Source organism: Pseudomonas sp. S07E 245, from assembly GCF_019599025.1.
Lineage (GTDB): Bacteria > Pseudomonadota > Gammaproteobacteria > Pseudomonadales > Pseudomonadaceae > Aquipseudomonas > Aquipseudomonas shirazensis.
On record NZ_CP080625.1, the window covers coordinates 3,486,727 to 3,498,916 of the forward strand.

10 protein-coding genes and 1 pseudogene are annotated in these 12,190 nt (G+C 54.2%); 7 read left to right on the top strand and 4 right to left on the bottom strand.

What is annotated here, in order from left to right:
- Positions 1-3 precede the first annotated feature (3 nt).
- Together K3F44_RS16035 and K3F44_RS16040 are read right to left on the bottom strand one after the other, a co-directional pair.
- Positions 4-618: a recombinase family protein gene (locus K3F44_RS16035; protein WP_220632564.1), complete on the bottom strand. Its 615-nt coding sequence runs from the start codon at positions 616-618 to the stop codon at positions 4-6.
- 167 nt (positions 619-785) lie between these two features.
- Positions 786-1,622 (bottom strand): hypothetical protein, encoded by an 837-nt coding sequence (locus K3F44_RS16040; RefSeq protein ID WP_220632565.1) that lies wholly within the window; start codon positions 1,620-1,622, stop codon positions 786-788.
- A 142-nt stretch (positions 1,623-1,764) separates the two neighbouring features.
- On the opposite strand from K3F44_RS16040, the gene K3F44_RS16045 reads away from it, so the two are divergent.
- From K3F44_RS16045 to K3F44_RS16060, 4 genes are all read left to right on the top strand, one after another.
- Positions 1,765-2,130, top strand: coding sequence for a hypothetical protein (locus tag K3F44_RS16045; RefSeq protein WP_220632566.1), 366 nt, complete (start codon positions 1,765-1,767; stop codon positions 2,128-2,130).
- Between the two features lie 477 nt (positions 2,131-2,607).
- Complete coding sequence (locus K3F44_RS16050) at positions 2,608-3,813, top strand: Arm DNA-binding domain-containing protein (protein ID WP_220632567.1); 1,206 nt, start codon at positions 2,608-2,610, stop codon at positions 3,811-3,813.
- Positions 3,814-3,869: 56 nt separating this feature from the next.
- Positions 3,870-4,928 carry a ParA family protein gene (locus K3F44_RS16055; protein ID WP_220632568.1) on the top strand — a complete coding sequence of 353 codons (1,059 nt, stop codon included), beginning with the start codon at positions 3,870-3,872 and terminating at the stop codon, positions 4,926-4,928.
- A 263-nt stretch (positions 4,929-5,191) separates the two neighbouring features.
- The gene (locus K3F44_RS16060) at positions 5,192-6,448 is read left to right on the top strand and encodes an integrase domain-containing protein (RefSeq protein ID WP_220632569.1); all 1,257 of its coding nucleotides are present in this window, start codon (positions 5,192-5,194) and stop codon (positions 6,446-6,448) included.
- A 65-nt stretch (positions 6,449-6,513) separates the two neighbouring features.
- On the opposite strand, the gene K3F44_RS16065 is transcribed toward K3F44_RS16060, so the two are convergent.
- Entirely contained in the window at positions 6,514-8,169 is a 1,656-nt protein-coding gene (locus K3F44_RS16065; protein ID WP_259406998.1) for a hypothetical protein, read from the bottom strand.
- A 96-nt stretch (positions 8,170-8,265) separates the two neighbouring features.
- Entirely contained in the window at positions 8,266-9,429 is a 1,164-nt protein-coding gene (locus K3F44_RS16070) for a dsDNA nuclease domain-containing protein (protein WP_220632571.1), read from the bottom strand.
- Between the two features lie 228 nt (positions 9,430-9,657).
- On the opposite strand from K3F44_RS16070, the gene K3F44_RS16075 reads away from it, so the two are divergent.
- The 3 genes and pseudogenes from K3F44_RS16075 (at position 9,658) to K3F44_RS16085 (ending at position 12,130) form a co-directional block, all read left to right on the top strand.
- Positions 9,658-9,987 (top strand): hypothetical protein, encoded by a 330-nt coding sequence (locus K3F44_RS16075; RefSeq protein WP_220634199.1) that lies wholly within the window; start codon positions 9,658-9,660, stop codon positions 9,985-9,987.
- Between the two features lie 90 nt (positions 9,988-10,077).
- A pseudogene (locus K3F44_RS16080) lies at positions 10,078-11,046 on the top strand (DUF932 domain-containing protein).
- Positions 11,047-11,125: 79 nt separating this feature from the next.
- Positions 11,126-12,130: a YqaJ viral recombinase family protein gene (locus K3F44_RS16085; RefSeq protein WP_220632572.1), complete on the top strand. Its 1,005-nt coding sequence runs from the start codon at positions 11,126-11,128 to the stop codon at positions 12,128-12,130.
- Positions 12,131-12,190 lie beyond the last annotated feature (60 nt).

The window sequence follows — 12,190 nt, forward strand, 5'->3', positions numbered from 1 at the left end:
TTACTATTCGTCTATCGCTTTGATTCGGAGGACTGTCGTAGTAGAGCAATTGGCGTGTCTGGCCGTCGCGCGTATACCTAGACCGGCCTCCAATAGCTCTTTCACTCGCTTGTGTAAATCGGCATCGACCGGGCGTCCTTGGTATTTGCCGGCCGCCCTGGCCTTTTCAATACCTTGGGCCTGACGCTCTCGCCGCTGCTCGTAATCCTTGCGGGCAATAGCTGCCATCATTTCCACAAGCATTGAGTTGATGGCCCCCAGCATCCGGCCAGTGAACTCGTCGCCCTTGGTGTCCTGCATTCCTTGGTGGCTGGTAGGCAGGTCAAGCGCCACGATTCGCAGGCCCTTGGAGTCGATGGCGGCTTTGAGCTTTTGCCAGTCCTCAACCGGGAGGCGCGAAAGGCGGTCTATAGATTCCACCAGCAGCACGTCACCCTTGCGGGCATCCTTGAGCAGGCGCAGCAGCTCAGGCCGATCTGAGGTGGCGCCGCTGGCGTTCTCCAGGTACACGCTCGCAATCATCTTGTTATGGTCGCTGGCGAACTGCTCGAGCGCGGCCCGAGCGCGGCCGGCGTCTTGTTCTTCGGTGGAGGCTCGGAGGTATGCGCGGATGAACATGATGAGTGCCTGTATCAGTTAGGGCGTTCTACTAATAATGTTCCACTTTGGGTGTTACTTATCAAGCGGGAAGCTCGAAAAAGACAAAACAAGCCTGTATCTGGATAGGCATACCCAAAAAATCGCCGCAGGTTTGCAAAAACCCACGGCGGTACAGGTCAGCAGAATTACTTCCCTACGAAGTAAAATGCCCTGCCCTGATTGAAGATTGCCGCAGGGATCGAGTTCTTTCTCAGCCGCTGGCCAGGGTGGTAGATGTAGATCCACTCAGGTAGGTGTTGCGATGCAAGCAGCATGGCTTCCGACGTCGTCATGTCGTTCTTGTAGGCATCAAGCGTGAACTGGTTGTCACGGATGAAGATCGGCCCGTAGCTGAGTGGCGATATCAGAAAGCTCGGCGATTTAGCAACCTCATCACTGTATGGAATCGACCGCTCCGCGTAGCTATCTGTCAGGGATGCATAGCTGCGGGCATGGCCATCAGGATATTTACCTGTTTGCATTGGCAGCTTCGATAGGCCATTAGCAAAAACCATCTCGCGAGCGTCTTCGACCTTACGCAATGCAAGAGCAGATGCCGCGTACGGCGAACTTGCCTGGTCAGCGGGCACCCACGCGACAACCTGGGTTGTGCGCGCCGGATCGCTCGTCCCACCCAATAGCATTAAACCCAAGCCAATTCCCGCTGCTGCGCCGCCACTCAGGCCTGTAGGTGGAGACGCAAAGCTAACTGCGCTTAGTCCAGCATCCCCAAGCACTGCCCCAGAGCCGCCGACAGGGCTAGCTCCATCAACTGCCCGTACCAGCTCGATTGGAACGTCACGCTGCCCGGAAATCCCCATGGCGGTCAGAACATGCATAGCATCCGACCATTTTTCCCTCGGCACATCCTTCGGCTCAGGAAGCTGCACAGTCCTAGCCCCCTGGGTGCCAGAGCACCCAACCAGAAGAGCTACTGTCGCTGCCAGCAAACCGATTCGGATCGTTGTTGATTTGTTACCCATGGCGCCACTCCCTGTTTTGATTGCCACAGGTTACGAACGCGTCCAGGAAACCCAATGGCATAAGCCTTTGAGCTCCGTAGGCTTGGGATTTCCAGAGCCTGGCATACGGTGTCATGCAACCTCATGCATGTGGAGCACCAACATGGAATTTCGTCACTTAAGCAATGGACAGACTTTCCCACCAGTAGCACCGAATGGCCGGATTCACGCCGTACCTGTGACACAGGAAAACCAAGTAGAAATTTTCTGCCTCACCCCAGCAGGCATTGTTGGAAGCGGCGTTGCGGCCAGCTGGGCTGAGATCACGGCCTTCTATTACGACGACGAGTCCTGGGAAATCATCCTGCGCAATTACACCGGGAGGGGAATGCGTTTCCGTCGGGGCGTGCCCTGCGTAATCGTCGAAGACGGTTGCGAAACCCTCAAAACAAATATCCAAGGATTTGAAATTCCAGTTTGCGTAATGAACCGCATCGCATACGAGCAGAAAAAACTGCAGCAGACCTGAGGTGACCCTTGAGTTTTACAGGTCTACCGGACTCACACCACGTTGCGGGGAGATCGTCGCCCTGGCAGGGAATTTCCGTCTTTTGATTTCCGTCGCTTTTGTTGCGTGAAAGCGAAACACACGCTGGACAGCCGCCCGTAGGCTATCCGTGTAGCTGAAATGGACTTGGGAAATGACCAAAAACAAAGTCAACCGCTGCCGGCAAAAGCAGGAAATCACCGAAAAATCGGAAGACAACGCTTTTCCAGCTCACCGGAGTCAACGAGCAGTTGCGCCTCCCTGCGCACGATCGCAAACCCTGATCAGTCAGGAGTAACGACACATGCGCTACGTGACCGTCAGGAAATTCGCCAGCGAGTCTGGCTACACCGAGGACGCGATCCGCTCCAAGATCCGCGATGGCATCTGGCGGCTCGGTGAGATTTGGCTAAAAGCGCCGGACGGCCGGACGCTTATCGATATGGAAGGATACGAGACATGGGTAGAGGCGGGAGCGGGGTCAGGGCAGTCTCAGACTCGAGTATCGAGATCACGTTCATGTACCGCGGCGTTCGGTGCCGGGAGCGCGTCTCGCTCAAGCCCACCTCCACTAACCTGAAGAAGGCTCAGCAGCACAAGGCAGCGATCGAGTACGCCATTGCTCAGGGGACGTTCGACTATTCCGTGACGTTCCCAGGGTCCCCTCGGGCCACCAAGTTTTCACCAGAGACCTGCCAGGAAACCGTAGGCGGATTTCTGTCCAGGTGGCTGGCGGCGAAGCAAAAGCATATCTCTAGCAGCACCTTTGAGGGCTACCGTAAGATTGTCGAACTCAGGCTCGCTCCTGCGCTTGGTCACCACCTATTGGTGGACTTGAAGCGGAAGGTAATCCGCGGCTGGCTGGACAGATTACAGGTCAGCAACAAGACACTGAGTAATATCCAGAGCTGTCTCCGATCAGCCCTGAATGATGCGGTCGACGAAGAGCTGCTGGACTTGAACCCGCTGGCCGGGTGGACATATTCCAGGAAAGAGGCGCCACCGAGGGATGATGATGTTGACCCATTCACTCCCGAGGAGCAGCAGGCAATTCTCGCAGCCTTGAGCGGACAGGCCAGAAATATGGTGCAGTTCGCAATCTGGACAGGGCTCCGGACAAGCGAGCTTGTCGCACTGGATTGGGATGATGTGGACTGGGTTCGGGGGGAAGTAATGATCAGCCGGGCAATGACCCAGGCTGCAGGTGGAGAGGCGGAGGTGACCAAGACCGCAGCAGGCAGGCGCTCAGTGAAGTTGCTGCTCCCCGCCATGGAGGCGCTCAAGGCGCAGAAAGAGCATACCCTCCTGGCGGACAAGGAGATTTTCCAGAATCCTCGCACGCTTGAACGGTGGGCCGGAGATCAGCCGATCCGCAAGACTATGTGGCATCACGCAATGAAAAAGGCAGGCGTGCGGTACAGGCGCCCCTATCAAACTAGGCACACCTATGCCTCCATGATGCTCTCAGCGGGGGAGCACCCGATGTGGGTTGCGAAACAAATGGGGCATAGTGATTGGACTATGATTGCCCGCGTCTATGGCAGATGGATGCCCTCGGCGGATGCAGATGCCGGATCGCGAGCGGAGCAGATCTGGTCAGGGGTTACTGGCACGAAAACGGAGCAAGCAAACCTCCCTGGGTCCACATTTTCGCGCAAGATTTAACAGTAATAGCCAAGCATGGTTTAGCATGCACGCAATCGAACAGACTGGAGGCAGCAATGGCAATTTACGCGCTTTGGAACAACAAAGGTGGGGTGGGGAAAAGCTATCTGACGTTCCAGATCGCCTCTGAATACGCTCGGCAGCATCCCGAAAAGCGGGTGCTGGTCATCGATGTGTGTCCTCAAGCAAATTCATCGTCGATGATCCTTGGCGGTATCGAAGATGGTGAGAACGCGCTGAATGCAATTCATCAGACCAATCCCAGACGCACGATTGCTGGTTATATTGAAGACAGGATTCTAAGCCCCTATGTAAATCCTCGGACTGGTGCAAACTTCGTAACGCAAGCGGCGACGATCAACCATCGTGTGCCTGACAATCTTTATCTCGTGGTTGGCGATGAACAATTAGAGATTCAAGCCTCTCGTGTGATGTCTGCAACTTTCCCTGGCCCACAAGATGCTTGGCGGATTGTACATACTTGGCTGAGCGACCTGATTAACGATATTGCGGAAAGCTGGAACGACGCTGATCACACTGTCTTTATCGACTGTAATCCAAGCTTTTCTGTTTACACCGAACTCGCAATGTCTGCTGCTGACCGCTTGCTGATCCCGTTTTCAGCTGACGGCTCCAGCAAACGCGCAGTAAGGGCTGTGCTATCGCTGGTTTATGGTATTGCGCGTCAGGCTGGCCAACAGCAGTCGGAGTTCTTCCTTAACACCACCCGATACCGGATGAGCTTCCCAGACATCTATATGTATATCGGCAATCGCCTAACCCAAATGAATCAGTCCTCGGCAACCGCCTTCAAGACCGTAGTAAATGAAATAGGTGATGAAATTTACGAAGTTTGGAAAGCCAACGCCAACCTTTTCTGCATTCATCCAAATGGCACTGCGATACCCAGCACCAAGCGCCTCTTTAAACAGATGTTCCAGTATGAAGTTAATGATGCAAACACTGCCTCAGTCGTTTCGGGTGCTTGCGGGATACCAATTTCGACCCTTCGTTCTGGACAGGCCGACGTACTTGGTAGATCAGTGACCGTCAACCAGAGTCAGCTCGATAAGCAGGTTCCCAACGTGGTGAGCCTGGTCAATGCAATCGAATGACAGCATTATGGCAGCTTTAGCCTTGCAACCCGCGCCAGCCTTGAGCTAGACGCGGGTTCAAATCCCCCCGGCTCCACCACTTCAACATCTAAAGACGTCCACGGACGTCTTTTTTTGTGCCTGAAATCCAGTGAACACAAGGGTTTAGGGTCCAATAGAGTCCGTGGGGGTCCAAGACCATCTACGATCTCGTGTATTCCACGTGGTATTCCAAGCGCTCACCTGCTATTTTTTGGAATACATAAACCGCACTGGAATACATCATGGGTGCTCAAGCCACTCGCCTTTCAGACGTAAAAGTGAAAGCCGCAAAGGTCAAGGAAAAAGACTACATCCTCACGGATGGTAACGGCCTACAGATGCGAGTGAGAATCAATGGCTCTAAGCTGTGGAATTTCAACTACATCCAACCCGTTACCAAAAAACGGATCAACATGGGTCTGGGAACGTTTCCTGAGGTCAGCTTGGCTCAAGCGCGCAAGAGAACCGTTGAAGCGAGAGAGCTCGTTGCGCAGGGGCTAGATCCCAAGGAGAAACGCGATGCCGAACGACATGCGAAAAAGGCAGCCACGGAACACACTTTTGAACATATCTCTACAGCGTGGTTCGAGCTCAAAAAGGACTCAGTCACACCTGCGTATGCCGAGGATATTTGGCGCTCCCTAACGCTGCATGTTTTCCCTGACCTGGGTTCGACCCCAATCACCGCTATCACTGCTCCAAAGGTCATCACTTTGCTTCGCCCCCTTGAGACGAAAGGCAGTCTCGAAACTGTTAAACGTTTGGCTCAGCGTCTCAATGAAATCATGACTTACGGCGTTAATTCGGGACTGATCCACGCGAATCCACTTCGCGGGATTCGCTCCGTCTTCAAAAAGCCGAGAAAGAAGAACATGGCAACACTCGCTCCCGATGAGTTAAAAGAGCTTATGGTGGCGATTGCCAATGCAAGCATCAAGAGAACCACGCGCTGCCTAATTGAGTGGCAGCTTCACACCATGACCAGGCCGGCCGAGGCGGCTACATCACGCTGGGCTGATATTGACTTCGAAAAGAAGATCTGGACGATACCAGCAGAGCGAATGAAGAAGCGGCGAATACACATCATTCCTCTCACTGATCAAGCCTTGGCGCTCTTGGAGGCGATCAAGCCCTACAGTGGGCATCGGGAGTATGTGTTTCCTGCCGACCGAGACCCTCGCACGCACTGCAACAGCCAGACGGCCAACATGGCATTGAAAAGGATGGGGTTCGAAGGGCGCCTGGTTAGCCACGGCATGCGATCAATAGCGAGCACAGTCCTCAATGAGCACGGATGGAATCCTGAGCTGATCGAAGTAGCGTTGGCTCACGTCGACAATAATGGGGTTCGAAACGCTTACAATCATGCTGACTACATTGACCGTAGACGCCCCATGATGGCTTGGTGGAGCGAGCATATTCAAGAGGCGGCGACTGGTAACCTTTCTGTGTCAGCAACCAATGAAAATAGAGACCGCAATGTAGTTTCTTTCAGCTGAAACGAGAACCGGTGGCGAGCAGCAGCCTCAGGGATGTGACGCGCGGAGCGCCATCAGTTCTTTCATCACTCGCTGTCCACCCCCTCAACATCAGATGTCATTTTCGTGTACATCTTCTCGAGTAATGGTTCGACGACGAGCTCCGCCTCAGCCCAATCGTCTTCCCGGAGCATTGAGTACGGCACATCCAGGTGGATCTCTTTGTCAAACGGAAAGTCCGTTTCGGTTTCTAATCCAACGATTAGCTGCATGTCATCTGGTAATTCTTTTGCAATGAACTGAAGCACCGCCGGCAAGTTGATGTCGTCTTGAGCTTGCTGGTTCGGCGAGTCGATTACCACGGGTACGTCGAAAGTGCCGTTTATACCCTGGCACGTTTGCCAGATTGCGGCGTAGTAAGCCAAAATCGATCGAGGACCTCCGCTTCCTGATAGATCTGGACGCCCAGCAAGCTTCATCTTCGATGCGTCTACTGCGGGAAGTTGCAAGGCTATACGCCCGGACACGTAGTAGGATCTGAACTTTTCTAATATAGTCCGAGTCCTTTTCGGGGCACGGAGCAACTTCATTTTTTCATCTAGAGCATCCACGGTACCCAGCGCCTTGTCGATCGCACCTTGCAGAAGTTTACGCTCGGTTTCGAAAGCCGCGACTGCGCTTTCCGCCCCAATGCCTTCAACGACATCCTTAAATTTTAGGTCTCCTTTGCGAGTATCTAGAAGATTAGAAATTCGCTGGTAGCTATCGTCTAGGGTATGGAGCCTGGCTAACGTGGCACCGTATCGATTCCGGACCTCGTTCGCGTCATCTCGGAGACACCCTGCGAGCTCCCGTAGCACGCGTGCATCCTCAGCGAATTGGAGCAAGTCATGAAACGACTTCGTATGTTCTGCATTACAAGTTGGGCAAATGAGAGGTTCCGCCCCCTCAGCCCGAAGGTACTTTGCGTCATGACCATATGCCGTGAGAGCGTCATCGGCTAATCGAATCTGTTGCTCAAGACTGGAAAGCAAATCTTGCTCACGGACGGCTGCACTACGAAGCATCTCCTGCCTTTGATTAAGCTCAGTAACCTCATGGGTCAGCAGTGCAATTTCATGGGCAAAATTCTCAGGGTTGAGTTTGGGACCAGATAAGGGCAGCGTTCGGCTGAACCGCTCCATAGTGCGTTCTAGAAGTTTGTATTCTCGCCGATGCTCCTCAAGCGCTTTGGATTCTTGAACTCTTTCGGCTCTAGCCCGATAGTACTCGGGCGGACATATACCAGTGAAGTACTCCAAGATTGCGCTCCAGGGAGAGCTGAATCTCTGGAGGCCGATAAAGGTGTTCCAGCCTGACTGCCAACTGCCATCCTGATTTACGTAGAACGGAAGGAAAAAACATGCAGGGTCCGCCGGTTTAATAGCTGACTCTCTTTTATCGGTAAACACCAAATTAAAATCAGTGATGCTGCAGAATGCCTCGGACCACTCTCCGAAATTAGAGGTGGCGACGATCATCTCCTGATTTTCGTTGAAAAGCGCGCGTCGCCCATTCTGGTGCAGTGCGAAGAAATTACATCCTCCAATTGAGAACTCTAGGAGAGAAACGGTATTTTCATCCCACGATTCTAGCTTCCCCTGGGGCTTGGCACCTAGGGTCTCAAAGATGCTTCGAATCAGGCTCGTCTTGCCAGTGTGGTTCCTCCCCCTCAACAGGTTTTTCTTCGGGTGGAAGCCCACGTGTCTCGCCTTCCTGTCGCGGTGCGAGAGTAGCCAGATGTTTTCGAATCGAAAGCTTTTCATAGTTCTTAGTTCTCAAGCTACGAACGAGGAATCTCAGTTCGGGTCCACGCATTTTTTAATAGCCCTCATTGCAAAGCGCGCGAGTAGTTCGGCATCGCGAAAGCTAGTGAAATTCTTTGTAAGTTCGGCTAAACACGCCTCGAAGTACGGCCGCAAATATGGTCCGGCCTCATTGAGGTCGATCCAGCTGTCACAAAAATTGTGAACAGATCGGGCATCGGTAGGTGTTGTGCCTGCTAGTTGCTCCCGAACAACGCGCGCAGCTTCAGCTCGCACCGCGGTAACCAACATAAAGTCCATTCCTTCGGTTTGTAGCTGCGTGAGCCAGACACTCAGATAGGCCGAATAATCTGGAATTGCCTCAAGTGCCCCCAATGCTGCTACAAATTCATGCCTCGCAAACCCACGCTGCTTGATGAGCTCTCCGAAAGATGAACAGGTATCAGTGTGGCGACCTAGAGGCGAAATCTTTGTGACGAGGGATTCTACGAACGAAGCGGCCTGGCCCGCATGAGCGGGACTGCGATGCATCAATAATTCCAGCGCAACTTTGATGACATAGCTACTGGGCTCATCGGGGTGGATAGCAACTCTCTTCAGCGTGACCTTCGTCAAATCCGCAGCAGGCGAGCCGCTCGCGCCAAGTGAACTCAACGCTTGAGACAACAAATCTGCATGATCAGGAGAAAAATCCGCGAGCGAGCAAGGCATCGCCGTAGCTGCATTCCCCCCCGCCGCAAGAGGAATGTCACATCCAGCGTTCGAGATAAAGAAGGCTTGAACAGGTAACTTATCGAAAGCTGCGAGGCTGAGCTGAAGCTTGCCAAGAGCGCTGTCGCCGACTTTTTCGAACTTAGGTATTACCGCCTTCGCTGAAGCTGCTAGATTCTTCTTTTTCGGAGGCAACGTTGTTCCGGTGAGTACGGACCAGCTCCACTCACCTCGATCTTTCTTTTTTACCTGGTAAACGCGCGCGAGTGACGGAGTGTCTGACGAGTCCAGCTCGGTGACATCCTGCACCGTTTCGAAAAGCAGCAAGAAATCAATCTCGCCCGCTTGCTCCAGCTCTACCATTCGGAGCACGGCCCACCACCGCTGAAAATCCACACCCTTTGCGCCGTGGCCACCGCCAGTCTCTGTGAGGCCCGGTTTGTTCGCGACGAGGAGTAACTCTGCGGCGCCAGCTGAAATGGTCAAGGCATGCTCCCTATGCACTTTCGCCACCTACGATGGCACCTTGTGATCATCAGCCACAACGCGGTCGCTGTAAAGGTGCCCGCTTCTAAATCCAGGACGTACAGCCTGTACTAGACCATTGCGACGGACTATCAAAATGGATGCTGGCACCCGAAGATCACCTCCCTACGATTCAAAAAAATCTCAGCGCTACATCACCTCCATGATAACCAAACCATGGAGCAAACCATGTCATTGCAATGCCCTCTCTGCAATTCTCCCAAGATCGCCACACTCAAAACCGCCATGAAGATCGGTGCGGCTGTTGGTACTGTTGGCGGTGCCGTCCGCGGCGCCAGCACAGCACTAGCTGGAGGTCAATTTGGAGCTGCTGTTGGCGCCATCGCCGGACCTCTAGGTATCAGCCTTGGCGCTATATCAGGTGCAGTTCTGGGCGGCCTTGTTGGCGGCGTAGGCGGATGTGCGCTAGGCGCTCAGCTTGGCGAAAAACTGGACCGTCATATCTTGGCAAACAACCTCTGCCTGATCTGTGGGCATCGCTTCAATCTACCCGCGTAAACCATTCTTTCCTCTCTCTTTCAGTCCACCCGGACAGTGCCACGCGATGCGTGGCATTTATGCCGGCTTGCAGCCTAAGGAATCGTAATCATGGCTCATCAAATCGAACAAATGGCTTACGTTGGCGCGACCCCATGGCATGGCCTCGGCAGTCAACTGACTCAAAAACAACCTATTGAAATCTGGCAGCGTGAGGCCGGTATGGACTGGAAGATCCAGGAAAGCCCGGTTTACTTCAAAGCCGACGCTATCGGCCACCTGGGTAGCATTCACTCGTTCACGGAGCAGAAGGTGCTTTACCGCTCTGACACCAAAGCGCCGCTGTCAGTGGTTTCCAACCGATACCAAATTGTCCAACCGCGTGAGGTGATGGAGTTCTATCGAGATCTGACCGAGGTTTCCGGCTATGAGTTGGAAACCGCTGGAGTGCTCAAGGGCGGTCGTAAGTTCTGGGCACTAGCACGAACCGGGCAAAGCACCTCATTGAAGGGCAATGATCAGGTCAACAGCTATTTGTTGTTGGCGACCTCTTGTGACGGCACGCTCGCCACCACAGCTACTCCGACCACCGTTCGCGTGGTCTGCAACAACACCTTGACCATCGCACTAGATGGCGTCACTCGCGCCATCAAGGTTCCGCACAGCACCCGCTTTGACGCACAGGTCGTCAAGAAGCAACTGGGTGTTGCCGTCTCGCAATGGGACCAGTTCATGTATCGCATGCGCATACTGGCCGAGCGCAAAGTCCAGTGACATGAGGCCATGGGGTTCTTCATGAACGTGTTGTGTGACGTAGCACCTAATAGCAAATTACCTGAAATCCTCCCCAACGAACGCGCCTTGCGCAAGGTACAGAGCCTGTACGAGGGACGCGGCCGTGGTGCAACGCTTGAGTCGGCGCAAGGCACTGCCTGGGGTCTGCTCAACGCCGTGACCGAGTATGTCGACCACGAGCGCAGAGCGCGTAGTAACGAGTACCGCATGGACTCCGCCTGGTTCGGTCAGGGTGCACAGATAAAGCAACGTGCGTTGGATGCAGCCCTGCAACTCGTAGCCTGAAATGCCTCCCACCCCTCAACCATAACGCCCGTTCAACACCGAGCTCAACGGGCGTTTTTGTGTCCGCAAGGTAACCCCAATGAAAGCGATCCCTCTAAATGAAAACACCTACAAGAGCCGTCCTGCCCTTCGTCTGATCGGCACTAAGGAACTACCCCGTGAAGATTGGCTCGCCGTGCGTAAGCAAGGTATCGGCAGCTCAGACGCAGGCGCAGCGGTTGGCCTCAACCCCTACAAATCGCAGTTGGAGTTGTGGCTTGAAAAGACTGGCCGGGATGCCACGTTACCGAAAATAGATCCTCAGGATGAGGAAAGCCCAGCCTACTGGGGCAATGCTCTGGAGCCCATAGTGGCCTGGCATTACAGCCAGCGCAGCGGCAATCGGGTTCGCCGGATCAATGCGGTACTGCAGCATCCGGATCCTAATCTGCCCTGGATGCTGGCCAATATCGATCGCGAGGTTATCGGCGCAGACGATGTACAAATCCTCGAATGCAAAACTGCCGGCATAAATGGAGCACGCCTCAGGAAAGAAGGCGTGCCCGAGTATGTGCAGTTGCAAGTCATGCACCAGCTCGCCGTCACCGGCAAACAGGCGGCGGATGTGGCGGTACTGCTCGGTGGTCAGCACCTGGAGATCCATCGCATCGAGCGCGACGAGTCACTGATTGCTCGGCTGATCGACCTGGAGCGGCTGTTCTGGGATTACGTCGTCAGTGATACCCCGCCGCCGGCAGACGGCTCTGACTCGGCGGAGCAGGCATTGCGGTGTCTGTATCCACAGGACAGTGGGCAAAGCCTGGACTTTAGCCAGGACACTCTGCTGTGTACGACCTTTACCGAACTGCAGAGAGTGCGCGAATCGATTGCTCTGCAAGAGAAGCAGGAAGCTCAGCTCAAGCAAACGTTGCAACAGGCCATGGGCGATGCCAGTCGGGCGACCTTCGCCACCGGCAACATCACGTGGAAGAAAGCAAAAGACAGCGTGGCCCTGGATATCCCCCGTCTAATGAAAGAAAAGCCCTATCTGCAAGTGCGCTACTCGACCACCAAAACCGGCAGTCGACGTTTTCTGCTGGCCTGAACGCTCGTTCGCTCTTCCCTTATTCCCATGCCCTTTCTCTCCAACGCCACCCTGGCCGTT